Annotated in this window: 25 protein-coding genes; 17 read left to right on the forward strand and 8 right to left on the reverse strand. The window is 61.1% G+C overall.

The genetic code is table 11. The features are described 5' to 3' along the window. Positions 1 to 186 precede the first annotated feature (186 nt). Complete coding sequence (gene pdxS / locus ACIOJF_RS04635) at positions 187 to 1,089, forward strand: pyridoxal 5'-phosphate synthase lyase subunit PdxS (protein ID WP_105658267.1); 903 nt, start codon at positions 187 to 189, stop codon at positions 1,087 to 1,089. Positions 1,090 to 1,357: 268 nt separating this feature from the next. Here pdxS and ACIOJF_RS04640 read toward each other — a convergent pair whose 3' ends face one another. Beyond that, positions 1,358 to 1,486: a hypothetical protein gene (locus tag ACIOJF_RS04640; protein WP_286134298.1), complete on the reverse strand. Its 129-nt coding sequence runs from the start codon at positions 1,484 to 1,486 to the stop codon at positions 1,358 to 1,360. Between ACIOJF_RS04640 and ACIOJF_RS04645 the strand changes: the two genes are divergently transcribed. After that, positions 1,485 to 2,045 (forward strand): dihydrofolate reductase family protein, encoded by a 561-nt coding sequence (locus tag ACIOJF_RS04645; protein WP_105661378.1) that lies wholly within the window; start codon positions 1,485 to 1,487, stop codon positions 2,043 to 2,045. The genes ACIOJF_RS04640 and ACIOJF_RS04645 overlap by 2 nt on opposite strands. 73 nt (positions 2,046 to 2,118) lie before the next feature. Here the strand turns inward: ACIOJF_RS04645 and ACIOJF_RS04650 are convergent, their stop codons facing one another. Further along, positions 2,119 to 2,886, reverse strand: a complete 768-nt coding sequence (locus ACIOJF_RS04650; RefSeq protein WP_105661377.1) for a GNAT family N-acetyltransferase — start codon at positions 2,884 to 2,886, stop codon at positions 2,119 to 2,121. Beyond that, positions 2,886 to 4,898, reverse strand: coding sequence for a M3 family metallopeptidase (locus ACIOJF_RS04655; protein WP_402741288.1), 2,013 nt, complete (start codon positions 4,896 to 4,898; stop codon positions 2,886 to 2,888). The genes ACIOJF_RS04650 and ACIOJF_RS04655 overlap by 1 nt, the downstream gene beginning before the upstream one ends. A gap of 76 nt (positions 4,899 to 4,974) precedes the next feature. On the opposite strand from ACIOJF_RS04655, the gene ACIOJF_RS04660 reads away from it, so the two are divergent. Continuing rightward, positions 4,975 to 6,192, forward strand: a complete 1,218-nt coding sequence (locus tag ACIOJF_RS04660) for a CapA family protein (RefSeq protein ID WP_402741289.1) — start codon at positions 4,975 to 4,977, stop codon at positions 6,190 to 6,192. Position 6,193: 1 nt separating this feature from the next. On the opposite strand, the gene ACIOJF_RS04665 is transcribed toward ACIOJF_RS04660, so the two are convergent. Beyond that, positions 6,194 to 6,889: a DUF6226 family protein gene (locus ACIOJF_RS04665; protein ID WP_402741290.1), complete on the reverse strand. Its 696-nt coding sequence runs from the start codon at positions 6,887 to 6,889 to the stop codon at positions 6,194 to 6,196. After that, a complete protein-coding gene (locus ACIOJF_RS04670) occupies positions 6,873 to 7,706 on the reverse strand; it encodes an aldo/keto reductase (RefSeq protein WP_402741291.1) in 834 nt (277 codons plus the stop codon). Before ACIOJF_RS04670 ends, ACIOJF_RS04665 begins: the two co-directional genes overlap by 17 nt. 144 nt (positions 7,707 to 7,850) lie before the next feature. Between ACIOJF_RS04670 and pdxT the strand changes: the two genes are divergently transcribed. The 9 genes from pdxT (at position 7,851) to ACIOJF_RS04715 (ending at position 17,494) form a co-directional block, all read left to right on the forward strand. Next, positions 7,851 to 8,477, forward strand: coding sequence for a pyridoxal 5'-phosphate synthase glutaminase subunit PdxT (gene pdxT / locus ACIOJF_RS04675; protein WP_402741372.1), 627 nt, complete (start codon positions 7,851 to 7,853; stop codon positions 8,475 to 8,477). A 3-nt stretch (positions 8,478 to 8,480) separates the two neighbouring features. Further along, positions 8,481 to 9,239, forward strand: a complete 759-nt coding sequence (locus ACIOJF_RS04680) for a YebC/PmpR family DNA-binding transcriptional regulator (RefSeq protein ID WP_105658275.1) — start codon at positions 8,481 to 8,483, stop codon at positions 9,237 to 9,239. Positions 9,240 to 9,242: 3 nt separating this feature from the next. Further along, entirely contained in the window at positions 9,243 to 9,842 is a 600-nt protein-coding gene (gene ruvC, locus ACIOJF_RS04685) for a crossover junction endodeoxyribonuclease RuvC (protein WP_105658276.1), read from the forward strand. Positions 9,843 to 9,950: 108 nt separating this feature from the next. Continuing rightward, the gene (ruvA, locus tag ACIOJF_RS04690; protein ID WP_105661371.1) at positions 9,951 to 10,568 is read left to right on the forward strand and encodes a Holliday junction branch migration protein RuvA; all 618 of its coding nucleotides are present in this window, start codon (positions 9,951 to 9,953) and stop codon (positions 10,566 to 10,568) included. A gap of 26 nt (positions 10,569 to 10,594) precedes the next feature. After that, a complete protein-coding gene (ruvB, locus tag ACIOJF_RS04695) occupies positions 10,595 to 11,644 on the forward strand; it encodes a Holliday junction branch migration DNA helicase RuvB (RefSeq protein WP_105661370.1) in 1,050 nt (349 codons plus the stop codon). A 187-nt stretch (positions 11,645 to 11,831) separates the two neighbouring features. Beyond that, a complete protein-coding gene (gene yajC / locus ACIOJF_RS04700) occupies positions 11,832 to 12,242 on the forward strand; it encodes a preprotein translocase subunit YajC (protein WP_105661369.1) in 411 nt (136 codons plus the stop codon). 60 nt (positions 12,243 to 12,302) lie between these two features. Then, entirely contained in the window at positions 12,303 to 14,027 is a 1,725-nt protein-coding gene (secD, locus tag ACIOJF_RS04705) for a protein translocase subunit SecD (RefSeq protein WP_105661368.1), read from the forward strand. Further along, positions 14,020 to 14,988 (forward strand): protein translocase subunit SecF, encoded by a 969-nt coding sequence (gene secF / locus ACIOJF_RS04710; RefSeq protein ID WP_105658281.1) that lies wholly within the window; start codon positions 14,020 to 14,022, stop codon positions 14,986 to 14,988. The genes secD and secF overlap by 8 nt, the downstream gene beginning before the upstream one ends. 238 nt (positions 14,989 to 15,226) lie before the next feature. Continuing rightward, positions 15,227 to 17,494, forward strand: a complete 2,268-nt coding sequence (locus ACIOJF_RS04715) for a bifunctional (p)ppGpp synthetase/guanosine-3',5'-bis(diphosphate) 3'-pyrophosphohydrolase (protein WP_105658282.1) — start codon at positions 15,227 to 15,229, stop codon at positions 17,492 to 17,494. A gap of 27 nt (positions 17,495 to 17,521) precedes the next feature. Here ACIOJF_RS04715 and ACIOJF_RS04720 read toward each other — a convergent pair whose 3' ends face one another. Both ACIOJF_RS04720 and ACIOJF_RS04725 read right to left on the reverse strand, forming a co-directional pair. Further along, positions 17,522 to 18,145: a hypothetical protein gene (locus ACIOJF_RS04720; protein WP_133833326.1), complete on the reverse strand. Its 624-nt coding sequence runs from the start codon at positions 18,143 to 18,145 to the stop codon at positions 17,522 to 17,524. A 60-nt stretch (positions 18,146 to 18,205) separates the two neighbouring features. After that, the gene (locus tag ACIOJF_RS04725; protein WP_402741292.1) at positions 18,206 to 19,564 is read right to left on the reverse strand and encodes a DUF349 domain-containing protein; all 1,359 of its coding nucleotides are present in this window, start codon (positions 19,562 to 19,564) and stop codon (positions 18,206 to 18,208) included. 143 nt (positions 19,565 to 19,707) lie between these two features. On the opposite strand from ACIOJF_RS04725, the gene hisS reads away from it, so the two are divergent. From hisS to ACIOJF_RS04745, 4 genes are all read left to right on the forward strand, one after another. Further along, positions 19,708 to 21,030: a histidine--tRNA ligase gene (gene hisS / locus ACIOJF_RS04730; RefSeq protein ID WP_133833328.1), complete on the forward strand. Its 1,323-nt coding sequence runs from the start codon at positions 19,708 to 19,710 to the stop codon at positions 21,028 to 21,030. A gap of 89 nt (positions 21,031 to 21,119) precedes the next feature. Continuing rightward, positions 21,120 to 22,919 (forward strand): aspartate--tRNA ligase, encoded by a 1,800-nt coding sequence (gene aspS, locus ACIOJF_RS04735; RefSeq protein WP_134780094.1) that lies wholly within the window; start codon positions 21,120 to 21,122, stop codon positions 22,917 to 22,919. A gap of 165 nt (positions 22,920 to 23,084) precedes the next feature. Further along, positions 23,085 to 24,206 carry a hypothetical protein gene (locus ACIOJF_RS04740; protein ID WP_146112312.1) on the forward strand — a complete coding sequence of 374 codons (1,122 nt, stop codon included), beginning with the start codon at positions 23,085 to 23,087 and terminating at the stop codon, positions 24,204 to 24,206. Further along, complete coding sequence (locus ACIOJF_RS04745; protein WP_105658288.1) at positions 24,199 to 24,528, forward strand: PadR family transcriptional regulator; 330 nt, start codon at positions 24,199 to 24,201, stop codon at positions 24,526 to 24,528. Before ACIOJF_RS04740 ends, ACIOJF_RS04745 begins: the two co-directional genes overlap by 8 nt. On the opposite strand, the gene dtd is transcribed toward ACIOJF_RS04745, so the two are convergent. Next, positions 24,525 to 24,962, reverse strand: a complete 438-nt coding sequence (gene dtd / locus ACIOJF_RS04750; protein ID WP_105658289.1) for a D-aminoacyl-tRNA deacylase — start codon at positions 24,960 to 24,962, stop codon at positions 24,525 to 24,527. The genes ACIOJF_RS04745 and dtd overlap by 4 nt on opposite strands. A gap of 55 nt (positions 24,963 to 25,017) precedes the next feature. Here dtd and ACIOJF_RS04755 point away from each other — a divergent pair, with 55 nt between their 5' ends. Further along, positions 25,018 to 26,424: a replication-associated recombination protein A gene (locus ACIOJF_RS04755; protein WP_402734815.1), complete on the forward strand. Its 1,407-nt coding sequence runs from the start codon at positions 25,018 to 25,020 to the stop codon at positions 26,422 to 26,424. The last annotated feature ends 122 nt before the right edge of the window (positions 26,425 to 26,546 follow it).

Consider the following 26,546-nt stretch of genomic DNA (forward strand, 5'->3'; position numbering starts at 1 on the left):
AGATTGCCAATGTTACGCACTAACTCGTAACTGGTGGATAAATCTACTATCTGCCAATTATGACGCAACACGCGAGGTAATAAAGCAAAGCGATCCTACGATTACTGGCGTACCACCTCGCTTATATCCCCGAAATTCTGGGGCAAAAACGAGTCACCGCAGTGTCGAAAGGAACCCCTCCTCACCATGTCTACGAACAACCAGAACTCCGTCGTCGGTTCGGACCGCGTCAAGCGCGGCATGGCCGAAATGCTCAAGGGCGGCGTCATCATGGACGTAGTCACCCCAGAGCAGGCACGCATCGCTGAAGATGCAGGTGCCGTGGCCGTCATGGCTCTGGAGCGCGTTCCTGCGGACATCCGTGCCCAGGGCGGCGTCTCGCGCATGAGCGACCCGGACATGATCGACGGCATCATCGCCGAGGTCTCCATCCCGGTAATGGCCAAGGCGCGCATCGGCCACTTTGTCGAGGCGCAGATCCTGCAGTCCCTCGGCGTCGACTACATCGACGAGTCCGAGGTCCTTTCGCCAGCAGACTACGAGAACCACATCGATAAGTGGCCTTTTACCGTTCCATTCGTTTGCGGTGCCACCAACCTCGGTGAGGCATTGCGCCGAATCAACGAAGGTGCCGCAATGATCCGCTCGAAGGGCGAAGCCGGCACCGGCGATGTTTCGAACGCCACCGGGCACATGCGCAAGATCCGTGCAGAGATCGCCAAGCTGGCCGCATTGCCGGAAGATGAGCTGTACGTGGCCGCTAAGGAGCTGCAGGCACCGTATGAGCTGGTCAAGGAAATCGCGCAGACCGGCAAGCTGCCGGTAGTGCTGTTCACCGCTGGCGGCATCGCCACCCCGGCCGACGCTGCGATGATGATGCAGCTGGGCGCCGACGGCGTGTTCGTCGGCTCGGGTATCTTCAAGTCCGGCAACCCAGTGCAGCGCGCCGAGGCCATCGTGAAGGCAACCACCTTCTTCGACAACCCGGACGAGCTGGCTAAGATCTCCCGCGGTCTGGGCGAAGCAATGGTCGGCATCAACGTCGCCGACGTGCCAGTGCCTCACCGCCTTTCGGAGCGCGGCTGGTAGGAACTGCGCTGAGTAGCTGATGACGAGGCCGAAGAAGTGGACAGATCAGTCCATTTCTTCGGCCTCGCTGCTTCTGTGCTGCCGGTAGTGATGCAGGGGCCCGATACGGAACGAGACTGCGATCTAGCCTTTGCCTCCAAGTGTTCTTTCCAGCCAGCATGAATCAACTGATTCCAGGTGGTGCGTTTACGAGCAGCAATCCGTCTCCGGCCCCGCCCAACCAGGTCCGCTGCCTGGAATCGCGAGTATCTCGGCGCACCCCGATCACTTACTGCTCGACCAGAGCCGGTGGGACATCGATGGCGACCTGCTGGTGGTGCAGCCCTGGAGCAGGCATGCCGGTAGCGAAGTGCACCCGGAGCCGTGAGCAATTTTCCTGTGGCAGACTATGTGCCATGAGCGAGATTATCTTCGATGCCGCGGTCAGTCTCAATGGATACTTGGCCGACGAGAACCATAGCCTGCAATGGCTCTTTGATGTTCCGGGGTCCCAAGAGCCTGATCCGGAACTATTGCCTGAAAACGTTGGTGTGCATGTCGAAGGCGCGAACACCTATATGTGGATGATCGAGAATGAACAGCTCATGGAAAATCCGCAAAAGTGGCATGAATACTATCCGGGGGTCAAGACCTATGTCTTCACTTCGAGGGAGTTGCCCATTCCAGAAGGGGCTGATGTGCAGCTGCTGAACGGGCCAGTTGCGCAGTTCTTGCCGGCAATTCGTGACAGCGCAGGGGAGAAGAATGTTTGGGTACTTGGCGGCGGTGAACTGCTGGGGCAATTCCTGGATGCCGATGCCCTCGATGTCTTGGCATTGACTATCGCCCCGGCCGCGCTATCGTCGGGTGCGCCCGTATTGCCACGAACTATTTCCAGCGAGAGCCTCGAACTGGTTGAAGCGCGGCAAGCCGGACCTTTCGCCCGGCTTGTCTATCGAGTCAACAAATCGCGGTAAGGCCATTCGAAAAAGCCCAGCCGGTCACGGAACGCCCCGTGACCGGCTGAGCTTTCTCGTTATCAGTGGCTGGCTACTGGTTCCAGGAGCGCAGAACCATATGGCGTCCTCGTCCCAGCAGCTTCAGGCCGTTCGCACTGAAGAAATCGGCACTAGACGGAGTCGCCGCTGCCAATAGCTCCTGAGGTACCTCATCGTCTGGCGGCGACAGCGGATTGATCATTGATCGCGACAGGCCATGAAGCAAGGCAGTGCCAACGCCATGGCGGCGATGTTCCTTGCCTACGGCCAAGGAATGCACCATGAGCTGGCCGTTCAGGCCCTGCTGGGCAAAGCCCCGGCCCACGATCTCTCCCTCGTCGGTACGAGCCAAGGCATGCTCGACGCGGCGCAATGCCGGATGCCCGCTGGAGAGCTGGGTGCTGGTCTCGCGCCAAAGGTTCGTCACGTTCAGCTCGGCCGCATCAGCTCCCGTGGCCTCAGGCACGTTATTGCCCAAACGGATCTTGCCGGTCCAACGATCCATTGGAATGGCCAATGGGCCAGCATGCCAGGAAACCTGGGCATTATCGGAGAAACCGGTCGCCCTCAGCTCATCTGCGTGGGCGCCTGAGTTAACCCAAGCTTCCACGCGCCGGGCGCCGAGCCGATGGCCTTCGGCTAGCGCCGGACGCAGGCCCGCCTGTTCTGGCTGTTCGGGGAACAGCAGGATCAGCCGCTTGCGTACTGGCTGCCATGCCCATGAGCATCCGTGGGTGGTAAAGATCTTGCCGCCGGTGGCGACTGCAAGTGCCTGATGCCAGTGGCTTAGTGCTTCCTGTGCGGAGGCAATAGTGGTCATTATTCTGCGTTCACCAATCCTCGACGGCGCAACAACGGTTCAACCAATGCGGTGCGGCCGCGGAATAATTCGTAGGACTCAAGGGGATCGCGCGTATTTCCGCGCGAAAGCAGTTCCTCACGGAACCGATTACCATTTTCGCGCATTAAGCCCCCATTTTCCTCGAACCACTGCACAGTGTCGGCATCGAGCACCTCACTCCAGATGTAGGAGTAGTAGCCAGCGGAGTATCCATTGGCGAAAATGTGCTGGAAATAACCGGTGCGGTAGCGAGGCGGAATCATTGCGGAGTCGAAGCCGGCGCCCTGAAGCACGTCCTGTTCGAACTGCAGCGGATCCTCGATAACAGTCCCGGCGCTGATGGTGTGCCAGGCCCAATCAAGGACACTGGCGGCAAGGTACTCAGTGGTTGCAAAACCCTGGCCCCATAGCGAAGCCGCGCGGATCTTCTCGATCAGCGCATCGTCCAATACTTCGCCGCTCTGGTGGTGGATAGCATAACCGGATACGACATCCTCGTGGAGCATCCACATCTCGTTGACCTGCGATGGGAACTCCACGAAATCGCGGGGGACCGAGGTGCCAGAAAGCGAAGCGTACTTTCCGCTGGAGAACATCCCGTGCAGCGCATGGCCGAACTCGTGAAACAGCGTATTTGCCTCATCCATGGACAGCAGAACCGGATCACCCGGCGCAGGCGGGGTGATGTTCAAGGTGTTGGTGACGATTGGCCGCTCGTCCAGGAACGAAGCGGCATCGCGCAGGCTGGTCATCCATGCACCGCCCTTCTTGGTATTCCTGGTCAGGTAGTCGCCGGTGTAGAGCGCCAGCGGCTTGCCATCGGCGTCGAAAACTTCGAAGACGCGAACATCCTGGTGGTAGGCGGGAAGGTCGAACCGCTCGCTGAAGGTAATGCCAAACAGCTTGGTAGCGGTCGCGAAGACCCCATCGACCAGGACCCGGTCTAATTCGAAGTAGTTGCGCAGTGCCTCGGAATCCACCGAGTACTCCTCACGCAAGACCTGGTTGGAGAAGTATTTCCAATCCCACGCGTTGATTTCGGCACCGGCGATCTTGCCCAGCACCTGGGCTTCCTGGCGGGCATTTGCGGTGGCGGCCTTGGTTAGCTCGGCCAGCCGTTCTTCCACCGCAGCGGTGGAAGGTGCAGTGGCCTGGGCGAGCACGGTTTCTGCATGGTTGGCGAATCCGAGCAGAGCGGCGCGTTCAGCGCGAAGCTGTGCCATTTCGGCGGCCACATGGATGGTCGCGTTTTCCTCGGTGCCACGGCTGATCGAGGCATTGAACACCTTGCGGCGGGACTGGCTTGACGCGAGCGACTCCAGGACCGGTTGCTGGGTAGGCGAAACCAGCGTCAGCAAGTATCCCGATGCGTGGCCTGCTTGCTTGGCGGCTTGCGCAGCGGACTCGATCGCTTGGCTGGAAAGACCTGCGAGTTCCTCAGCATCGTCGAAGTGCACAGCGCGGGCATTCTGATTTTCCAGGACGAGGTCAGCGAACTGCGTGGAAAGCTCAGCGAGTTTGGCGTTCTGTGCCTTCAACTGGTCCTTTTCGGCGTCGCCCAAGCCTGCGCCGGCCAACTGGAAATTCTTCAGCGTTTGCTCGGCTAGACGGGCATCTTCACCCTGGAGACCCTCATAATTCAAAGATTGTAGACGCAAGTACAAGGTTTGGTTTAGGTAAATCTCATCTTCTTGCCTAGTCCAGATCGAAGAAATCTCCGACTGAATCGCCCGCAAATCTTCGGTGCCGTGGGCGGAAATCACCGAGAAATACGTCATGAGCGCACGGCGCAGGGTCTGCCCGCTGGCTTCCAGCGCCAAGAAAGTGTTCTCAAAAGTGGGAGCCTGGGCATCGTCGATGATGCGCTGCAGCTCCTCACGCTGTTCGGCTGCGCCGAGCCGGACTGCCTCCAGGTAATGCTCAGCGGTGAGCTGGTCGAAGGCTGGCCATTGGTAGGGCCTGGTACTGGGAGTCAGAAGCGGGTTTTGCATAGGCCTAGGTTTTCATGGAAAACGTGATTTAGCTTGCATTTACACCCCAGATGCCCAGCTGAGCTAGGCTCGATGCATGCCCCAACGTGCACTGCCTGCATTTCTTCCGCTGAGCTCAACGCTGCTGGCCGCATTGCTGATTGGCGGTTGCTCTGCAGTCCCAAGCGATCACGCAGAACCAACAACCCCGCAGCCTTCCGTCCAGGCCAGCGTTCCTGCCTCGCCGGAACCGGCTCCGAGTTCAGCCATAGCGGATGCCCCGGCCGCACCTTCGGCGCCCGAAGAGCTATCGCTGATGGTTACCGGCGATGTACTGCTGCATCCGCAGCTATTGGATGAAGCGAAGCAAGCGGCTGGAGCGGAAACGGGCAACGGCGGCGACTACGATTTCAGCCCCTTGCTTGCGGGCCTGGCACCCTATGTCCAGGACGCAGATGTGGCGCTATGCAATCTGGAAACACCGATTGGCATCCCTCCGTATTCGGGGTATCCGCGGTTCACGGTCCCAGATCGAATCCTGGCCGACCTCGGCGCTATTGGCTACGACGGATGCACCACTGCCACCAATCACACGGTAGATGCCGGGACGGCCGGAGTAGAGCGAACGCTGGACGCTCTGGAAGCGAATGGGCTTTTCGCGACCGGCTCCTACCGCAGTGAAAAAGAATCCGAGAAGCCATCGATCCTGGACATGGAAGGCGTGAAGCTCGGTGTAGTAACCAGCACCTATTCGCTCAATGGCTTGCCGGAAGAAGCTGACTGGCAAGTCGATACCGGGGTGGATGCGCAGCAACTGATCGCCAGGGGCAAGGCAACGCGCAAGGCGGGAGCGGACATCGTCGTGGCTGCCGTGCACGATGGGGCTGAATACAGCACCGAACCGACAGCGTCCCAGAAAAGGCTCGGTCGAGCCTTGGCAGAGTCCGGTGTCTTCGATTTCATCTACATGCACCACACCCACTCGGTATTGCCCATTGAGAAGCACGACGGAACCTGGATCGTCTACGGTTTGGGCAATTCCGTGGCAAAACACGCCACACCAACCATTCTCAACCGCGAAGGCATCAGCGTAAAGGCAACGTTTACCCAGGGAGCGCCCGGCGAATGGGATGTCAGCGAATTGCGGTGGGTACCGCACCAGCTCTCAAATGAACCTGTGGCCTGGTGCCAAGTCTTCGATGCTGCTGGATGCATACGGGAAGATGAAGCAAAAGCCTCCTTGAAGCGCAGCGAGGCCACAGTGAATGCCTATGGCGCATTCGACGACGGACTTCGAGAGTGGACGCTGGACTGACCTAGCGCAATGGCCAAGGTGCCCACACGCGGCTTGAGGGAAGAATTGCGCGTGCTCTGGCTAGCCGTGCCGGCGATATGTCTTCAAGGCCGCGGGACTGCTCGCCGAATCCTGTCCGGTCAACGTCGAAACAGTGCACGAGGCGGTCCATGCCTCGATCCAGGAACTCGCCGAATCCTCCGGACGCGGCGGCACTCACCTGGATCTCGAGTTCCTCAAGGATTTCTGGGACAACTTCGTCGCATCCATCGCAGCCGCACGGCGGAAATGTCGCGCGGTACAACGCGCCGAGCTCCAGGTGCACCGCGGGAAACGTGGTGAAGACCATGCCCAGTGGCGCGCAGCGCGAATCCATCGGAAATACGCGAACAGAGCGCACCACATGGCCCGGTTGAATCCGCATTTGCCTGGCCAGCCCGGGATCTTCGAAGCAACGCACCTCGAACTGCTCGCGCAGGCAATCCAGCAACGCCTGGGCTACCTGCGGCACCGGGGCAAAGCATTGCACATGGGAGGTCAGCGAATAGCTCTCCGCTGGAGGCTGCTCATCCCAGCGCTGGCCATAGGGGATCAGCGCACCGTGCTCGTCGAAGTAATCCGCCACTTCGATATCTGGGCGCTGGTAGCCATGAAGCACGCTTGGGTTCTCCGTTTCTGCCGGATGCAGGTTTTGAGGGGATTTAGTGCCCGAACTCATCTGAATCAGTGAAGGGGCCAGCACCAGTATCCATGGCATTGATGGCGGCCATTTCCGACTGGGTGAGCTGGAAATCGAAAATGTCCAGGTTCTCGCTCTGCCGCCGCTGATCTGCCGATTTCGGTGCCGCTGCTCGCCCGGACTGGACATGCCAGCGCAGGGTGACTTGCGCGCTGCTCTTCCCGTGCGCCTGGGCGATCCGGGCCAGGGCGGGATGTGAAAGGAATTCGGATTTCTTGCGTCCCAATGGGGAATAGGCTTCGGTGCGAACGCCATGCTCGGTGTTGAAACCTTGCCATTCGAGGCTTTGCCGCTCAGGGTCAACCTGGATCTGGTTCAGCGCCGGGACGAGCCCCGCGTCCAGGACGTTCTGCAACTGGTAGGGCTTGAAGTTCGAGACCCCGGCAGCCCGGATCTTGCCCTCGTCGACCAATTTGCCCAGCTCCGTGAAGGCTTCAACGTAGGTGTTCTGCTGGGGGTTAGGCCAGTGGATCAAGAACAGGTCCACGTGCTCAAGGCCCAAGCGGTCCAGGGAGTTCTCCAACGCCTGGCGCACGCCTTGGGCCGAATGCCATTGCTTGTTGAACTTGGTGGTGACGAAAATTTCATCGCGATGAAGCCGGCTCTGTGCCAGGGCCTTGCCCACGGCGTCCTCATTCTCGTAGTTCTCCGCTGTATCAATGCGGCGGTAGCCCACGTCGAGGGCGGACAGCACCGCTGCTGCCGCCTCGTATCCACGCATGGGCCACGTGCCCAAACCGATCGAGGGCATGCTCACGCCGCCGGCAAGTTCGAGGGAAGAAATATCAGCAATCATGTCCTTGAACCTACCAAGTTCCACCACTTGCCGGGAGGCGGCGTCGAAGAATCCGCGACACACCGGGAAACAAAACTGGCGCACGGCGTCCATGGGTTTAACGTTGTTTCGGCGCATTTTTCGTGCTGCCAACCACTGAACACCATGAAGGTTAGAACCATGCCGAAAATAGGCGTCCTCGCTCTGCAAGGGGATTTCCGCGAACATCTGGCCTCTTTGGAGCGGCTCGGGCAGCGCGCGCACATGGTGCGCACCGTCGCCGATTTGGAGCAGGTTGACGCGCTGGTGATTCCCGGCGGCGAGTCCTCGGTGATTGACCGGCTTTCCCGCAACTACGGGCTAGCTGGTCCCATCAAGGAGCGCATCGCAGAAGGCATGCCAGTCTACGGCTCCTGTGCCGGAATGATCATGCTGGCCGATCGCATCGAGAACCCTGCAATCTCGCGAGATGGCGCGGTTCAGCAAAGCTTCGGCGGCATCGACATGACGGTGAAGCGCAACGCTTTCGGGCGCCAGGTCGACTCATTCGAGCACCAGCTGGACTTCAACGGGCAAAATCTCGAAGCGGTGTTCATCCGCGCCCCGGAAGCCGTGCAAATTGGCCCGGACGTGCAAGTGATCAGCACCGTTCAAGCGGGGTTGGATCGCGAACAGGGTAGAATTGTTGCAGTACGCCAGGGAAAATTGTTGGCAACCAGCTTTCACCCGGAAGTCACCGGCAGCACTGCTATCCACCAATTTTTCATCAATCTCACGCGAGGAGACGCTTAAAGCATGTCAGGCCACTCCAAATGGGCAACTACCAAGCACAAGAAGGCTGCGATCGACGCCAAGCGCGCCAAGGCCTTCGCAAAATTCATCAAGGGCATTGAAGTTGCCGCCCGTGCCGGCGGCGCCGACATGGCCGGCAACCCGGCGCTGGAACTTGCTGTCAGCAAGGCCAAGAAGAACTCCGTGCCGATCAACAACATCGACCGCGCAGTCAAGCGCGGCGCTGGCCTGACCGGTGAGGTCGTCGACTACACCGAGATCATCTATGAAGCACGCGGCCCGCAGGGCTCGGCCCTGCTGATCGAGTGCCTGACCGACAACAAGAACCGTGCAGCCTCCGAAGTGCGCGTGGGCATCACCCGCAACGGCGGCACCATCGCCGACCCGGGTTCGGTCGCCTACCTGTTCAACCGCCAGGGCGTTGTCCGCCTGCCCAAGGGCGAGCTGACCGAAGACGACCTGCTGATGGTCGTGCTGGACGCCGGTGCCGACGAGATCATGGACGAGGACGAGAACTTCGCCATCGTCTGCGACCCTTCGGACCTGCGCGCTGTGGCCGCTGCGCTGGATGAAGCGGACATCGCCTACGAGTCCGACGAAATGGAATTCATTCCATCGATGAAGGTCGACCTGGACGTTGAAGGAGCTCGCAAGTTCCTCAAGCTCTACGACGCGCTGGAAGAACTGGATGATGTCCAGGGCATCTACACCAACGCTGATCTGTCCGACGAGGTTCGCGCCGCGCTGGACGAAGAGCAGTAAGGCTTGGCCTTACGTGTTGTTGGCGTCGATCCCGGCCTGACCCGTTGCGGTCTTGCCGTGGTCGACGTCGCTGCAAACAGGCAAGTTTCGCTGGTGGACGTCACCGTCGCCGGCACCCCTCCGGGCACTCCGCTCGATGCCCGGCTCTTGAAGATCGCCAACGCCATCGACGAATGGTTGGATCTGCATCAGCCCGATGTGCTCGCCTTGGAACGCGTGTTCGCTTCGGCGAACGTCTCCACGGTCATCGGCACCGCGCAGGTCACCGGTGTTGTCATCACCGCGGCAGCGCGACGCGGAATACCCGTGGCCCTGCACACGCCGACCGAGGTCAAGGCGGCGGTTACCGGTTCGGGACAGGCCACCAAGGCGGCGATCGGCAAGATGGTTGCCAAGATCTGCCGGCTCGATGAACCGCCTAAGCCTGCCGACGCCGCTGATGCGGTGGCCTTGGCGATTACCCACGGTTGGCGCGGTGCGGCCACCGGCTCGAATGCCTCGGCCTCCGCGGCTAATGCCGGTGGTTCGTCGCAGCTGACCGGTGCGCAGCAGGCGTGGATTGCCGCTGAGGCGTCGGCCAAGCGCCGTGCAGTGCGCCGCTAGCCGGCCAGCACGGCAGCGGCCTCGACCCACCGGGGAACGCGGCGGATCGATATTCGTAGGTATCTTCGATAAACTGGGTTCGATCGAACATATATCCCAAGGAGTGGCATGATCAGCTCATTGACCGGCACCGTGCAGGCGGTAGCCCTGAATACCGCGGTAATTGACGTTAACGGCTTCGGGATGCTGGTCAATGCCACCCCCGGGACGCTGTCTACCCTGCAGGCAGGACGCGAGGCTACGGTATTCACCTCCATGGTGGTCCGCGAGGATTCGATGACCCTCTTCGGCTTCGCTACCGCTGAGGAACGCGATGTCTTCGAGGTCCTGGTTTCCGTATCGGGCATCGGGCCACGCACCGGCTTGGCCATCTTGGCGGTGCACTCTCCGGAGGAAGTCCGCATCGCGGCGAACACCAAGGACACCGCCGCTTTCACCAAGGTATCGGGCATTGGCCCCAAGGGCGCGAGCCGCATCGTGCTGGAACTGAACGGCAAGCTGATCCCGACTGGCGCGCCAGTGGCTCCGGTTTCCGGCGGCGGCAACGCGAGCGTCTGGGAACCGCAGGTGATCGAGGCGCTGACCGGCCTGGGCTGGAGCGAAAAGGATGCAACCAGCACCCTGAAATCGCTGTCCAAGGCTGATCCAGATGTCGTTGCCACCGGCAACGTCGCAGAAATCTTGCGTGCTGCACTGCGCAGCATGTCCAGCGGAACCCGCGCCTAAGCGGTCTGCGAGAGGATCAACTGATCATGAATGACTCCACCGGGCTCACGAACGCCGGCAGCGAACCCGAGGAACGGGTAATCGAAGCGGCCCTGCGCCCGCGGAACCTCGACGACTTCGTGGGCCAGTCCCGAGTGCGCCAGCAGCTCTCGCTGGTGCTTGAAGCAGCGAAAATCCGCGAACGCACCGCGGACCACGTTCTGCTTTCTGGCCCGCCGGGCCTGGGCAAGACCACCTTGTCGATGATTATCGCCGCCGAGATGAACGCGCCATTGCGCATTTCCTCCGGCCCAGCGATCCAGCATGCCGGTGACTTGGCCGCGATCCTCTCCTCGCTGACCGAAGGCGAGGTGCTGTTCCTCGATGAAATCCACCGCATGTCCCGGCCGGCCGAGGAAATGCTCTACATGGCCATGGAAGACTTCCGCGTAGATATCATCGTCGGAAAGGGCGCCGGCGCCACGGCCATTCCACTGGAGCTTCCGCCCTTCACTCTCGTTGGCGCAACCACGCGCGCCGGACTATTGCCCGGCCCGTTGCGTGACCGCTTCGGCTTCACTGGCCATCTGGAGTTCTACGCGGTCAAGGAGCTTGAACTGGTTTTGCGCCGTTCGGCCATGATGCTTGATCTGAGCGTCACTTCGGCCGCGTTCACCGAGATCGCCGGACGCTCCCGCGGTACGCCCCGTATCGCCAACCGCCTGCTGCGCCGCGTGCGTGACTGGGCGCTGGTGCATAAGCTCGAAGAGATCGATGCCCAAGCGGCCGAGGCCGCCTTGGACATGTACGAGGTCGATGCACGTGGCCTTGATCGCCTGGACCGGGGTGTGCTCGAAGCCTTGTGCACCAAATTCGGCGGGGGACCGGTGGGGCTATCGACCCTGGCCATCGCCGTGGGTGAAGAAACCGAAACCGTCGAAACTGTCGCAGAGCCATACCTGGTGCGTGAAGGGCTGATGGGCCGGACCCCGCGCGGTCGTATTGCCATGCCCGGAGCCTGGGCGCATTTGGGCTTGGCGATGCCAAAGGATGCCATCTTCGCCAGTGCGCAAAGCTATGAAAACGATGAGGATTAGGCAAGCATTACTTCACTGCCCGCGTAAATGGTCTGCCGGTTCACCGTGACGCATTAGACTAAAGACGCCCGACCTATGCCCGTTTCGGGGCGAGGTGGGGCGTCTTTGCTGTATTACGCCAGAAATAGCCGCAACAGCATCCCAGAACTTCAGATCAAATCGCAACAATTCGTTAGCAGGTAAATACGTGAATCCCCTCGTAATCGCTCAGGCCGCTGGTGGCGGCTTCAACCCTTCGCTGATCCTTATGGTCGCGCTGTTCGCAGTGCTGATCTTCATGATGTTCCGTGGCCGCAAGAAGCAGTCCGCCCAGCAGGAGAAGCTGAAGAACAACACCGTGCCAGGCGCCAAGGTGATGACCAACTCGGGTATCTTCGGCACCGTCGTCGGCGTTGACGCAGAGGATCGCGTCCAGGTCGAGGTCGCACCGGGCGTAGTGCTGAACCTGCACCGCCAGGCCATTGCCACCTTCCTGGACAAGGATGCAGCAACCCCGGCCGTGGCCGACGGCGCTGCAGAATCCACCAGCACCACCGAAACCCCGGAAGAGTCCCTGCGTCGCCTGAACGATGAGGGCAAGGACGAGCGCAACGCCTAAGTCCCGGGCAGCATAGCGGTGGCCTGAAGGCTAAGCCACCCAAACCAGAAAGCACAATAGATGTCATCAATCAGACCTGTTAAGCAGGCGCGCAAAGCGTTGCTATGGTTGCTGATCGTCTTCATCATCGCAACCGGCGTGTTGGTAGCCGGTGCAGCGAACGGTAAAACCGGATGGGGACCGAAGCTCGCCCTCGACCTCGAAGGCGGTACCGAGATGATCCTGGCCCCTCGGGTCCAGGGCGACGAAGCAATCAACCAAGAACAACTGGACCAAGCTGTGGAGATCATCCGCCAGCGTGTGGACGGTTCCGGTGTTACCGAATCGGAAATCACCACCCAGTCCGGTCGCAACGTTGTGGTCTCGATGCCCGGCACCCCGGACCAGACCACTCGCGATTTGATCCAGGCCTCGGCCAACATGGAGTTCCGCCCGGTGCTGATCACCGGCAGCTACGCAGCCACTCCTGAGGAAGATCGCACTCCCAAGGAAGACCTGCCAAAGCCCGAGGGCAAGCCAGAGAACCCATCGGACACCAACTGGATCACCGCAGAGCTCTTCCAGGAGTTTGAAGGCTACGACTGCGAAACCGAGCTCAAGGACCGTGGCGGCGACGCTGCGGACCCGGCCAAGCCAATGATCTCCTGCGATACGGACATGGGCGTCAAGTACATCCTTGGCCCACAGGAAATCTCCGGCGACAAGATCAAGGACGCATATGCGCAGCTCGCTCGCGGCGTCAATGGTTCGGTCACCGGCGAATGGGTCGTCGTCATCGAATTCGATGCCGAGGGCACCAAGATCTTCGCCGATACCACGCAGCGTCTGATTGCCCTGCAGGGTTCGCAGAACCAGTTCTCCATCGTGCTTGATGGCGAAACCATTTCGGCGCCAACCACCAATGCGGTGATCTCCGATGGCCGTCCGCAGATTTCCGGTGGCTTCACCCAGGACACCTCGCAGGCGCTGGCCGAGCAGCTGAAGTACGGCGCACTGCCAATCAGCTTCGACATCCAGTCAGAGCGCCAGGTTTCTGCAACGCTGGGTGCTGACCAGCTGACCGCGGGCCTCATTGCCGGTGTTATCGGCCTGGTCCTGGTATTCGTCTACTCGCTGTTCCAGTACCGCGCCCTGGGCTTGGTGACCATCGCTTCGCTGCTCGTCGCCGGTGTGCTGACCTACCTCTGCCTGGTCCTGCTTGGCTGGGGCATGAACTACCGCCTGTCGCTGGCGGGCGTGGCTGGCTTGATCGTGGCGATCGGCCTGATCGCGGACTCGTTCATCGTGTACTTCGAGCGTGTTCGAGATGAGTTGCGCGAAGGCCGGCCATTGGCAAGCGCCGTGGATATCGGCTGGAAGCGTGCCAAGCGCACCATTCTGGCTTCCAAGGCCGTGAACGTGTTGGCTGCAGTAGTGCTCTACATCGTTGCCGTGGGCAACGTGCGAGGCTTCGCCTTCACCTTGGGCCTGACCGCAATCGTTGACCTCGTGGTCGTGTACGGACTGACCCATCCAACCTTGGTCCTGCTGGCACGCACCAAGTTCTTCGCCAACGGCCACCCGCTCTCGGGCATGGATCCATCGTTGCTTGGCGTCAAGCCGCTGTACCAAGGTGCAGGCAAGGTTCGCCGCTTCGATGAAAACGTTGTGGCAAACCGCGGCAAGAAGAATGCGAAGGCCTCGGCTGAGGCCGCCAAGCGCATGACGATTGCCGAGCGTCGCCGTGCACAGGCCGAACAGCCAGCCAGCACGCAGGCCAAGGCCCAGGAGGAGAACAATGAATAAGCTAGTCACTTGGGGCAACGAGCTCTACACCGGCAAGCGTTCCTACCCGTTCACCTCCAAGTACCGGTTGTGGTTCCTGATCGCCGGTATTCTGGTGATGCTGTCGATCCTGCTTCCAGTGGTCAAGGGCGGCTTCAACCTGGGCATCGACTTCCGCGGTGGTTCTGAATTCACCGTTTCGGATGTGCAGAACACTGATATCTCGATTGGTGAAAAAACTGTTAGCTCGGTGGCTTCGGGTTCCGAGGCAACGGTCACCAACATTGCTCCGGGCACCATGCGCGTGCAGACTGAGCGTTTGAGCGATGACCAGACCTTGGCCATCGCCGGCCAGCTCGCGGAGAACTACGGCGTCTCCAGCGATGAAGTTACCAGTAACTTCATCGGCCCAACCTGGGGTGAAGACGTTTCGCGCCAGGCACTGGTTGGCTTGGTAGTCTTCGTGGTCCTGGTGGGCTTGCTGATGGCTGCCTACTTCCGAACCTGGAAGATGTCGCTGGCAGCGATCGTCGGACTGATTACCGTGGTGATCGTGACTGCGGGCATCTACTCGCTGTCCGGTTTCGAAATCACGCCCAGCGCGATCATCGGCTTCCTGACCATTCTGAGCTACTCGCTGTATGACACCGTGGTGGTTTTCGACAAGGTCCGCGAAAACACCAAGGACTACACCCAGCAGTCCAAGCGCACCTTCGAGCAGCTGGTGAACCTCGCTGTGAACCAGACCCTGGTTCGCTCGATCAACACCTCGGTCGTTGCCGTGCTTCCAGTGGCCGCGATCCTATTCATCGGTTCCTACCTGCTGGGTGCCGGTACGCTCAAGGACCTGTCCTTGGCGCTGTTCGTCGGTATCATCGTCTCGGCCCTGTCGACCTTGTTCGTGCAGGCGCCAATGTTCCATTGGCTCCGCCACAAGGACGACGACGTGGTAGCGCACGATAAGAAGATGGCTGCTGCCTAAACCGATCCGAAGATCTGAATTTGGTGCTCCCAGCATTTGCTGGGGGCACCAATTCGCTTAAGCGGGAAGATGCGTAATTAGTTGTCACCGCCCGAACGTGCTATAACGTTTGAACTAAAGAAGGTGTTTTTTCAGTGCACGGCTACCAGTGATCTGGTGGCCCGGAACTACCGTTGGATTCCGTCGGGCTTCACGCAGGCTCGGGAAAGAATCCAACGGCAACGGGAAGGAGCGGGGCATGGCGAATACGCCTAACCTGAACAATTCGAAACGACGCTCTATCTCTCGTTTGGTGCGCTTTGCTGGCCGGGGGAGCACCCCGAGCACATCGCCGACCCTTGAACCGCTATTGCGCACGGTCAAGTCCAAGCATCCGAAGGCGGATTTGGACCTGCTGGTCCACGCCTACGAGGTCGCCGAAAAGTACCATGAAGGCCAGAAGCGCAAGAGCGGCGACCCGTACATAACGCACCCGGTCGCCGTCGCCACGATCCTGGCGGAGATGGGGATGACCGGCTCGATTCTTGCCGCCGCCTTGCTGCACGACACCGTTGAAGACACCGATTACTCCCTGGAGTCGGTTAAGAAGGAATTCTCCGAGGAAATCGCCATGCTGGTCGATGGCGTGACCAAGCTGGACAAGGTCACCTATGGCGATGCGGCCCCGGCAGAGACCGTGCGCAAAATGGTCGTGGCCATGTCCCGCGACATCCGCGTGCTGCTGATCAAGCTGGCCGACCGCCTGCACAATGCCCGTACCTGGCGCTACGTATCCCCGGAATCTTCCTCGCGCAAGGCGAAGGAAACCCTGGAGATCTTCGCACCGCTGGCACACCGTCTGGGCATGAACACCGTCAAGTGGGAGCTGGAGGACCTGTCCTTCGCTGCCTTGCACCCGAAGGTCTACCAGGAGATCGTCCGCATGGTGGGCGATCGCACTCCGGAACGTGAAAAGTACCTCTCCTCGATCCGCCAGACCCTTTCGGGCGATCTCGGCGATGTCGCCATCCATGCCTCGGTGTCCGGCCGGCCCAAGCACTACTACTCGATCTACCAGAAGATGATCGTGCGCGGCAAGGACTTCGACGATATCCATGACCTCATGGGCGTGCGCATCCTGGTGGATACCGTCAAGGACTGCTACGGCGCCCTGGGCGTCGTGCATGCGGAGTGGAATCCACTGCCTAACCGCTTCAAGGACTACATTGCGATCCCGAAGCTGAACCTCTACCAGTCGCTGCACACCACGGTGATGGGTCCTGAAGGCAAGCCGGTAGAGATCCAGATCCGCACCCACGATATGCACGTACGCGCCGAATACGGTGTAGCAGCGCACTTCCAGTACAAGCATGGGCAGACCGATAACTCCATGCTTTCGCCGGAACAGAATATGGATTGGCTGCGTTCCTTGATGGAGTGGCAGGCGGATACCGCCGACTCCGAGGAGTTCCTGGACGGCCTTCGCTACACGATCAGCTCCGCTGAAGTCTATGTGTTCACCCCCAAGGGCGACATCATGTCTTTGCCGGTTGGTGCCACACCGGTGGATTTCGCCTACTCGATCCACACCGACGTCGGCCACCGCACCATCGGCTCCCGCGTCAATGGCAAGCTCGTCCCACTGCATACCGAGCTCAAGCAGGGCGATGTGGTGGAGGTCTTCACCTCGAAGGCCGAAGGCGCTGGCCCATCCCAGGATTGGCAGAACTTTGTCCGCTCGCCTCGTGCCAAGGCAAAGATCCGCGGTTACTTCTCCAAGGAACGCCGCGAGGAGGCCATCGAAAAGGGCAAGGAGCTGCTGACCAAGGAACTGCGTCGCAACCAGCTGCCATTGCAGAAATTGATGACTCACGACCTGCTCACGGCGGTAGCCAATGAACTGCACCACACGGACATTTCGGCCCTGTACCAGTCCGTGGGCGACGGCCATACCAGTGCACAGAACGTCATTGAGCATTTAACGGCCCTGATTGGCCCTCCAGAAGCCGAACAGGTCGATGAGGAAGCGGTAGTCCGCCCAATGGCTCCCAGCCCGGCTACGGGCAACGACGCCGGCGTGATCGTCGAGGGCCTGGGGGATGTGCTGGTGAAGCTGGCGCGTTGCTGCACCCCGGTGCCGCCAGATGAAATCCAGGGTTTCGTAACCCGTGGCGCCGGAGTCTCGGTGCACCGCACCGACTGCCTGAATCTGACGCAGCTCGCCGAGCAGCCGGATCGACTGGTCAATGTCACGTGGGCCACCAAGCACCATGGCGTGTTCCTGGTGGAGATCCAGGTCGAAGCATTGGACCGCAAGTCGCTGCTCTCCGACGTCACCCGGATACTCTCCGAAAGCCACTTGAACATCCTTTCGGCCAGTGTGCAGACAAGCAAGGACCGTGTGGCAATCTCCCGTTTCTCCTTCGAAATGGGCGATCCCAAGTTCCTGAGCCACGTGCTGAACCAAGTACGCCGCATCGATGGCGTCTACGATGTCTACCGCACCACCGCAGGGTCCCGCCGCTAATAGCGCGGTGCACCCCGCGGCGGCAACCTAGGCCGCTTGCGCCGTATCGGAGAAGGACTGGACCAGGCGCAGGGCTCGGGAGCGCTCGGGTGAGGGAACCTCAGATGCCAGGGCTTGTTTGATGGCGTCCAAAGTCAGGTAGGGATCTGCCAGCGCCGCGACTGTGCCCAGTACGCGGCTGGCAATGGGCAATGGATCGTATTTCGCGCAGTCGCAGGCGCTGCGCAATGCGGTGGCCACCCTGATGCGGCTGCGGAACACCATGTCCGTATCCGGCACCTGCATTTGGGCGAATTCCGCCCTCAGCCCGTGCCCGGGGTAGAACGGCCGATGGTAGCTCTTGGTGTAGATGCACAATGTGGACACTGACGGCAAGAGCCCATGGATCCAGGCTGCAGTTTGGCGAGCTAGCACCGCATCGCGGGCCAGCTCGCGGCCACAGGCGAAACCTGCAATCCGTGCCCGCACCGACGCGTTGACTCGGATGCTGCTGGGCAAAAAATAATCACCGAGGACCTCGATCAGCAGGCCGTTGTGGGCCATGGCGTGCAGCTCGTTGCGGGTGAACATCTCACCAGCGATCCACAGGTCCCCGGGAATGCGCAACGCGGCGGCGCGAGGTCCGGTAGCTGGGGAATTTCTCGTTTCCATAGAGCTACTGAACCAGTTCGCGCCGCCGCGTTGGCGGTGTGCAAGCGATCTGTGGATTACTTACTGGAAGTCGGCAGCCGACTTCTCCAAGGTGCTCAGCCACATGCGGCGTGCATCCAGGGCTTCCTGGGCTGTCGCGATCTGCTTGGCGTTGCCCTTGGCCTGTGCTGCTGCCAGATCATCTTCCAAGGCGGAGATGGTGTCCTGCAGCTGCGAGAGCATCGAGTTGGAGCGGGCCTTGGTCTCCGGGTTGGAACGGCGCCACTGTTCGTCCTCGGCACCCTTGACCGCGTCCTCGACCTGGCGCAGGGCCGATTCAATGCGCTGCAGGTCGTTGCGCGGCACCTTGCCGGCAGCTTCCCAACGGGTGCGGATCGAATCCAGCTTGTTCTTGGCAACAGCCAGATCCTTGATGGGAAGCAGCGCGCGCGCTTCTTCCAGCAGGGCTTCCTTCACCACGAGGTTCTGGGAGTACTCGTCATCGATCTTGGCGTTGGCCGCGGCGCGGGCCTGGAAGAAGACATCCTGGGCGGCGCGGAAGCGGCTCCAGAGCTGGTCGTCGTCCTTGCGCGAGGCACGGCGCGACTTCTTCCACTCGTCCATGAGCTTGCGGTACTCGGCGGCGGTAGCGGTCCAGTCGGTGGATCCCTGCAGCACCTCGGCGCGAGCGATCAGCTCTTCCTTCACTTCCTTGGCGGCCGCGTTGGTCGAATCCAGCTGCGAGAAGTAGGCCCGGCGATGGCGGTCGAAGGTGGTGCGGGCGGAGCGGAATCGCTTCCACAGCGCATCTTCGGTGGACCGTGGCAGGCGCACCGAGGAACGCTGCGAACCCTTCCAGGCGTCGAACAGCTCGTTCATCGCCGCCGAAGCGGTCTTCCACTGGATCTGCTCCGGGCGCTTGCCGGCCAGCTCTTCAGCCTGTTCGACGATGGCTTCGCGGGCAGCGAGCTGTTCCGCGCGAGCTTCGTCGTTGGCCTTGCGCTGTTCGCTGGTCAATGCCTCGACGGCTACGCGGGCATTCTCGAGGCGCGTTTCCAGCGCCGGGATGTCGCCGACCATATGGCGTTCGGCAACGGTGGCCGAGAGCGCCTGCACAGCCTTGCTGAGCTCGCCGGCCGGGGCCTTGGCAACGACGCGCTGCTCCAGGAGCATCAGCTGCGAGAGCGCGTCGTCGTATTTGCGCACGAAGTAGCCCAGGGCTTCGTCCTGCGTTGCGTCGGGGTATTGGCCCACTGGGAATTCGGCGCCGTCAATGATCACGAAGACGTGGCCGTCCTCGGTCACACGGGCGAACTTTGCCGCTTCGTCGAGGGGAGTGGTATGTGCGACGCTTGGCGCTACAACCGGCTTTGCGGCAGGCTTCTGGGCCTGTGGCAATGGGGTCTTCTGGCTGTCGTCGGATTGCTGACTGGTGGTCACCGCTGAAACTCTTTCACTTTACGAGCACTTGCTTTAGCCAACTCTACCTGTGACCTCCGCTTCTTAGTAAGCCGACGTGCACAGGTTTCTCGGGTTTCGGGCTATAAGATGGGTAGGTAGCCCAATTTGCACTAAGGAGTTTCATGGCACGCAAGGCCTCACTATCAGGTTTCCCGGAATGGCTTCCCGCCGAACGGGCAGTTGAACAGCATGTGCTCGATACCTTGCGCCACGTCTTCGAACTGCATGGATTCGCCAACATCGAGACCCGTGCGGTGGAAACCCGAGCGCAACTTCTGCGCAAGGGCGAAATCGACAAGGAAGTCTACGGACTGTCACGGCTGGCCGCGGAGGATGAGAAGAACGATCCCAACGCGTTGGCCCTGCACTTCGACCTCACCGTGCCTTTCGCACGCTACGTGGTGGAGAACGCAGGCCACCTGGCCTTCCCCTTCCGCCGCTACCAGATGCAGAAGGTCTGGCGTGGCGAACGCCCGCAGGATGGCCGCTTCCGCGAATTCACCCAGGCCGACATCGATGTCGTGGGCGATGGCACCTTGCCCTTCAGCTACGACGTGGAGCTGGCGCTGACCATTGCCGACGCGCTTTCCGCCCTGCCGATCGGTGATTTCCGCCTGCGGGTGAATAACCGCAAGCTGGCCGAGGGCTTCTACCGCGGCCTGGGCCTGGAAGATCCGGATGCAGTCCTGCGCGCCATCGACAAGCTGGAAAAGATCGGCGATGATGCCGTCGCCAAGATCCTGGTCGAAGAAGTCGGCGCCACCGCGCAGCAGGCCGCCGCCGCCCTGGCCCTGGCCAAGATCCGCACCATGGACACGTCCTTCGTGGAGCAGGTCCGCGCACTGGGCGTCAGCCACGAACTGCTGGATACCGGCTTGGATGAGCTCTCGCAGGTCATCGATGCCGCATCCAAGCGCGCACCGGGCAAGGTCATGGCCGATTTGTCCATCGCCCGCGGGCTGGACTACTACACCGGCACCGTGTACGAAACCGTGCTGGTGGGCCACGAATCCCTGGGTTCGATCTGCTCGGGCGGGCGCTACGAATCGCTGGCTTCCAAGGGCAAGAAGAACTACCCGGGTGTGGGCTTGTCCATCGGCGTCACCCGCCTGGTCTCGCGCATCCTTGCAGAAGAGTCCGTGACCGCAAGCCGTTCGGTGCCTTCGGTGGTATATGTCACCTTGGCCAACGACGAGTCCTGGCACGAAGCGCAGGATGTAGCCTCGCAGCTGCGCGAGCGCGGCATCGCCTGCGAGGTAGCAGCCAGCGCGGAGAAGTTCGGCAAGCAGATCAAATTCGCTGATCGACGCGGGATTCCGTTCGTCTGGTTCACCCATGCCGATGGCGCCCACGAGGTCAAGGACATCCGTTCCGGCGAGCAGGTCGCCGCGGATCCGTCCACCTGGATGCCGGCCGAAGCGGACCTGAAGATCGCCATCAGCTAGTTCTCGGGCTCCATCGCCCGCCCGCGCACCAATCACGGTGCACTAAACTTCATGGGAAGAAACTTTCCCAACCGACCGAAAGGATCGTAGTGCTACGCACTCATCAGCTGGGCGTCTTGAACGCCGAGCACATTGGACAGCAGGTCACACTCACCGGTTGGGTCGCGCGTCGCCGCGACCACGGTGGTGTCGCCTTCCTGGATTTGCGTGATGCTTCGGGCGTGGCCCAGGTCGTCGTGCGCGATGAAGAGGACTTCCATCCGCTGCGCAATGAGTTCGTGCTGCAGATTCTCGGCACCGTCGAGCGCCGCCCGGAGGGCAACGAGAACCCGAATCTGCCTACCGGGCAGATCGAGGTCATCGCTGAGACCGTGACCGTGCTGAACACCGCGGCCCCGCTGCCATTCCAGGTCGACGAGCACGTCGAGGTCGGCGAGGAAGCGCGCCTGCGCCACCGCTACCTGGACCTGCGCCGCCCGACCCCGGCCCGCAACATCCGCCTGCGCTCCGAGGCCAACCGCGTGGCACGCAACCTGCTGCACGACCAGGGCTACATCGAGATCGAAACCCCGACGCTGACCCGCTCCACCCCGGAAGGCGCCCGCGACTTCGTCGTGCCGGCCCGACTGACCCCGGGCAGCTGGTACGCCTTGCCCCAGTCCCCGCAGCTGTTCAAGCAGCTGCTGCAGGTCGGCGGCTTCGAGAAGTACTACCAGATCGCCCGCTGCTACCGCGATGAGGACTTCCGCGCGGACCGCCAGCCGGAGTTCACCCAGCTGGACATCGAAGCATCGTTCGTCGAGGAAGATGACATCATCGAGCTCGGCGAAAAGCTGGTCACCGAACTGTGGAACCTGATCGACGTGCAGGTCCCGACCCCGATCCGCCGCATGGCGTACTCGGAGGCCATGGCCAAGTACGGTTCGGACAAGCCGGACCTGCGCTTCGGCCTGGAACTGACCGAAATGACCGAGTACTTCGCGAACACCTCCTTCAAGGTCTTCCAGTCCGAGTACGTCGGCGCCGTGGTCATGCCTGGCGGCGCATCGCAGCCGCGCCGCACCCTGGATGCCTGGCAGGAATTCGCCAAGCAGCGCGGTGCCAAGGGCCTTGCCTACGTGCTGATCAAGGAAGATGGCGAGCTGGCTGGCCCAGTGGCCAAGAACCTGTCCGACGAAGAGAAGGCCGGACTGGCCGCAGCTACCGGCGCAGCCGCCGGAGACTGCATCTTCTTCTCCGCCGGCAAGAAGAACGAATCCCGCGCACTGCTCGGTTCGGTCCGTGTCGAGATCGGCCACCGCACCGGACTGATCAAGGAAGGCGACTGGGCCTTCGTCTGGATCGTCGACGCACCGATGTTCGAAGCTGCCTCCGACGCTGTCGCCTCGGGCGACGTAGCCGTGGGCGCTGGCGCTTGGACTGCTGTGCACCACGCGTTCACCAGCCCCAAGCCGGAGTTCATGGACACCTTCGACACCGATCCTGCATCGGCCCTGTCCTACGCCTACGACATTGTCTGCAACGGCAACGAAATCGGAGGCGGTTCGATCCGTATCCACCAGCGCGACGTCCAGGAACGCGTCTTCAAGCTCATGGGCGTAACCCAGGAGCAGGCTGACACCCAGTTCGGCTTCCTGCTCGAGGGCTTCAAGTACGGCGCGCCACCGCATGGCGGCATCGCCCTGGGTTGGGACCGCGTGCTGCAGCTGCTGACCAACTCGGAGTCCATCCGCGACGTCATCGCCTTCCCGAAGACCGGTGGCGGTTTCGATCCGCTGACCGCGGCTCCTGCGCCAATCACCCCGCAGCAGCGCAAGGAAGCCGGCATCGACTTCAAGCCTGAGAAGAAGAAGGCCGAAGAGACCGAAGCCAAGGCCGAAGCCAAGTAGGTTCACGCAGCTTCGTAACGCCGGATGGAACGCTTGAATGCGTTCCATCCGGCTTCTTTTTAACCTGGAATTAGCTCTTTTGGTGGACTATGAGTATTTTTAATACTAGGTTTGTTTTTGACTTAGTTTGCAGAACCAGTTCTCACGACCACTTTGGAGCGATACGTGCCAGCAGAAGAACCACACGATATCATCGAACGTTACCCAGAAGCGGACCAGGAATGGGCTAAAACCTTTTTCGCTTCAATGGTGTGGAACGACCTCACCAATGCGCAGGTGGCGCTCGAACTGGATCGCACCCTGAGCATGGTTCGCGATAGCGGGCAGCGGGCCGAGGAACTCTTTGGCCATTCGGGCGAATATGGTGAGACGCGGGCTCAATGTCTATTGACGCCAGAGCAGCGCGCGGACGCGGAACTTCCCGTCGAATCAAGTACTGCGCTATTGGCGGTTGTTGGGATGCTTATTGGCCTGCTGTGCACTGGATTTGGAATCTGGATCGGGTTCCGCGATGGGTGGACCTCGAGTTCGTGGCACTACTGGCAGCTTTCTGCTCTAACTGCCGGGGCAGGGATCGCACTATCGGGATACCTGTGGTGGTTTAACCGATTGAAGGGGAAATTCGGCCTGTCCTGGATACTGGGACCGGTAGGTATCCTCGTGTCGGTTGGAGCTGCCGCTCTAATCGTGCAGATAGGAGGAAGCAATAATCTGCTGCCCCTGCCAAATTGGTTAGCTCCAATTCTTGGCGCAGGGCTGGTGGTTGCTTGCTTCTATCTGATGCCTGCCTATAAAGCGCAGAAAGCCGCTGGCGGGCAACAAATCCTTCTCGGCACCGACGAGTGGTTCGCGGAAACCACCAGACTGCTGCGCGGACGCTACGGCATGAGTCACAAGGAAGCCAACGAGTCGCTGAGTACTGCGCGAGAACATCTCGATGATGCGGCGACCCGAGGCGAAAAAGCTGACCCAAACCTTGAATTCGGAACGCCCAATGAATTCGTGATTGGGCTGGCAGTGAACACCGAAAAGGCGCTCAAGCGTCGTTGGCTTCTACGCCGCATGGCCACCTTGACCGTAGTCGCTTTATTCGCGGTCGGCGCGGTCGCTGGCCTGATGGATCCAGCGCGAAATGGCGGGGATATTTTCTTTGGGGTCGCAGTGCTGGTGTTTGCCGCGGTGAGCGTTTACGAGCTGCGTCCGGCTGACCGCAAGGCCTACGTCCAAGAGAAGCTCAAGGAACGAGCAGCCAATGCCCGGGCACTGCAGGAGCGCGACGATGACTAAGCCCGAAGGCTTTCCGGGTAGCTGGCAACGCGCCATGTTGCCGATGCTCTTACTCGCCGAACTCTCGGCTGGCCAGGCCCACGGTTATGCACTGGCGAAATCCCTGCAGGAACGCGGTTTCGGGCCGATCAAGGGAGCCACGCTCTACCCCGCATTGGCCAAACTCGAGGCCTCGGGTTTTGTTGAAACCCGCTGGGAAGAAGGCCAAGGTGGCCCGGGCCGGAAGGTCTACGAACTCTCCGCCACCGGACGGGTAGCACTAGCCGAGCAACGAGCCAGCTTCGAACAACTGACCCAACTGGTACAAAGCACCGGCCGCTAGGGGAGGTCTGCCGAGTCTACGATCATCGTGAACGGTCCGGTATTGGTCAGCGAGACATTCATCATCGCGCCAAATACACCGGTCTGAACGCTCGCACCCAATTCGCGCAGGTGCTCCACGAAGTAGTCGTACAGCGGTTCGCTGATAGGACCGGGCGCCGCATTGGACCAGGATGGGCGACGGCCCTTGCGCACCGAACCGTACAGGGTGAACTGGCTGATCACTAGCAGTGGTGCATTCACCCCGGCTGCGGAGGTTTCATCCTCCATGATCCGCAGCTGCCAGATCTTTTCGGCCACCTTGCGTGCGATCGCCTGATCATCCTCATGGGTCACCCCAAGTAGGATCACCAAACCGGGGGAGTCGAGCTGGCCGGTAATCTGCCCTTCAACCTCAACATGGGCGGTGGAAGCGACCTGGACGACAGCGCGCATATGGCGGACCTTTCAAAAGACGGTGGGGCTTCCAGAATATCGGTAGGCTTAGGGGGTGAGCGATTTGTTCGATTCCCTGTCCGATGAGCCACGCGATGCGCGTGAGCCCCAAGTCAACCGGCCCCGTCCGCCACTGGCGGTGCGCATGCGCCCGAAGACCTTGGATGAGCTCGTCGGCCAACAACACCTGCTAGGCCCGGGTTCACCCTTGCGGCAGCTGGCCGAAAACCCTGAAACCGGGTTGGCTGGACCTGCCAGTGTGATCCTCTATGGCCCTCCGGGAATTGGCAAAACCACCATCGCCCACGTGATCGCCCGCGCCACCGACCGCAAATTCGTGGAACTTTCGGCCATCACCGCCGGTGTCAAAGATGTCCGGCGAGTCATCGAACAGGCCAAGGATGACCGCGATCTGCGCGGGATTACCACCGTGCTCTTCCTCGACGAGATCCACCGCTTCAACAAAGCCCAGCAGGACGCACTGCTGCCCGGCGTGGAAAACCGTGTCGTCGTCCTGGTAGCTGCGACGACGGAAAATCCCTCCTTCTCGGTGATCTCGCCGCTGCTTTCGCGCTCGTTGCTGCTGACCTTGCGTCCGCTGACCGACGGCGACCTGTCCACTTTGCTTGAGCGCGCTGTGGCCGACGAGCGGGGTTTCGACGGCCAGGTGGTCCTCAAGGAGGAGCAGCGCGACGCCATTGTCCGCCTGGCCCAGGGCGATGCCCGCCGCTCCCTGACCGTGCTGGAAGCAGCCGGCGCGGTGGCTTGGAACGCCGCGGGCGCCGGCATCGATCCACCGGTGCTGATTACGGACGACCATGTGCAGCTGGCCATGGACCAGGCGGTCCAGCGCTACGACAAGGATGGCGACCAGCACTACGACATCATCTCCGCGTTCATCAAGTCCGTTCGTGGCTCTGACGTGGACGCGGCCCTGCATTACCTGGCGCGCATGCTCTCTGCGGGGGAGGACCCCCGGTTCATCGCCCGCCGCCTGATGATCTCGGCCTCGGAGGATATCGGCATGGCCGATCCCACCGCACTTCCCGTTGCCGTAGCTGCCGCTCAATCGGTGCAGCTCACCGGCATGCCGGAAGCACGGATCATGCTCGGGCAGGCAACGGTTCATCTGGCTACGGCCCCGAAGTCCAACGCCTCGTACAATGCGATCAACGCCGCCCTGGCCGACGTATCCGAAGGCAAGGGATCGCTGGTTCCCGACCACCTGCGTGACGCGCACTATCCCGGCGCCAAGCAGCTGGGCCATGGCGTGGGCTACATCTACGCCCATGATGCTCCGCACTCCATCGCAACCCAGCAGTACCTGCCCGATGATCTGGTGGGCACCGACTACTACACGCCGACCAATAACGGTGCGGAAAAAACCATAGGGTCCCGCCTGTCCCGTTTGCGTGAAATCATCCGGGGCAAGGATCCGCAGCGCTCCAAGGGCAAGCGCTGATTGTGCGCTAAGCCTCAGCGAAAGCTGCTGCCGTTTCGTGTAAACTTGATCTTTGGCTGGCAAGCCTTGTCCCGCATTCGAGTCATCGAGCGTGGAGGCAGGGTTGAAGTGAAGCAGGGACG

The organism is Glutamicibacter sp. NPDC087831, from assembly GCF_044742845.1.
Taxonomy (GTDB): domain Bacteria; phylum Actinomycetota; class Actinomycetes; order Actinomycetales; family Micrococcaceae; genus Glutamicibacter.

What these genes read in the sequence shown, in the direction of transcription:
- dtd (WP_105658289.1), bottom strand. Translation starts at nt 24,962, where the DNA reads ATGCGCGCTGTCGTCCAGGTCGCTTCCACCGCCCATGTTGAGGTTGAA.
- ruvB (WP_105661370.1), top strand. Translation starts at nt 10,595, where the DNA reads ATGAATGACTCCACCGGGCTCACGAACGCCGGCAGCGAACCCGAGGAA.
- ACIOJF_RS04670 (WP_402741291.1), bottom strand. Translation starts at nt 7,706, where the DNA reads ATGATTGCTGATATTTCTTCCCTCGAACTTGCCGGCGGCGTGAGCATG.
- ACIOJF_RS04650 (WP_105661377.1), bottom strand. Translation starts at nt 2,886, where the DNA reads ATGACCACTATTGCCTCCGCACAGGAAGCACTAAGCCACTGGCATCAG.
- ACIOJF_RS04720 (WP_133833326.1), bottom strand. Translation starts at nt 18,145, where the DNA reads ATGGAAACGAGAAATTCCCCAGCTACCGGACCTCGCGCCGCCGCGTTG.
- ACIOJF_RS04665 (WP_402741290.1), bottom strand. Translation starts at nt 6,889, where the DNA reads ATGAGTTCGGGCACTAAATCCCCTCAAAACCTGCATCCGGCAGAAACG.
- secD (WP_105661368.1), top strand. Translation starts at nt 12,303, where the DNA reads ATGTCATCAATCAGACCTGTTAAGCAGGCGCGCAAAGCGTTGCTATGG.
- ACIOJF_RS04655 (WP_402741288.1), bottom strand. Translation starts at nt 4,898, where the DNA reads ATGCAAAACCCGCTTCTGACTCCCAGTACCAGGCCCTACCAATGGCCA.
- ACIOJF_RS04645 (WP_105661378.1), top strand. Translation starts at nt 1,485, where the DNA reads ATGAGCGAGATTATCTTCGATGCCGCGGTCAGTCTCAATGGATACTTG.
- pdxT (WP_402741372.1), top strand. Translation starts at nt 7,851, where the DNA reads ATGAAGGTTAGAACCATGCCGAAAATAGGCGTCCTCGCTCTGCAAGGG.
- ruvA (WP_105661371.1), top strand. Translation starts at nt 9,951, where the DNA reads ATGATCAGCTCATTGACCGGCACCGTGCAGGCGGTAGCCCTGAATACC.
- ACIOJF_RS04680 (WP_105658275.1), top strand. Translation starts at nt 8,481, where the DNA reads ATGTCAGGCCACTCCAAATGGGCAACTACCAAGCACAAGAAGGCTGCG.
- pdxS (WP_105658267.1), top strand. Translation starts at nt 187, where the DNA reads ATGTCTACGAACAACCAGAACTCCGTCGTCGGTTCGGACCGCGTCAAG.
- ACIOJF_RS04715 (WP_105658282.1), top strand. Translation starts at nt 15,227, where the DNA reads ATGGCGAATACGCCTAACCTGAACAATTCGAAACGACGCTCTATCTCT.
- hisS (WP_133833328.1), top strand. Translation starts at nt 19,708, where the DNA reads ATGGCACGCAAGGCCTCACTATCAGGTTTCCCGGAATGGCTTCCCGCC.
- ACIOJF_RS04745 (WP_105658288.1), top strand. Translation starts at nt 24,199, where the DNA reads ATGACTAAGCCCGAAGGCTTTCCGGGTAGCTGGCAACGCGCCATGTTG.
- secF (WP_105658281.1), top strand. Translation starts at nt 14,020, where the DNA reads ATGAATAAGCTAGTCACTTGGGGCAACGAGCTCTACACCGGCAAGCGT.
- ACIOJF_RS04640 (WP_286134298.1), bottom strand. Translation starts at nt 1,486, where the DNA reads ATGGCACATAGTCTGCCACAGGAAAATTGCTCACGGCTCCGGGTGCAC.
- ACIOJF_RS04660 (WP_402741289.1), top strand. Translation starts at nt 4,975, where the DNA reads ATGCCCCAACGTGCACTGCCTGCATTTCTTCCGCTGAGCTCAACGCTG.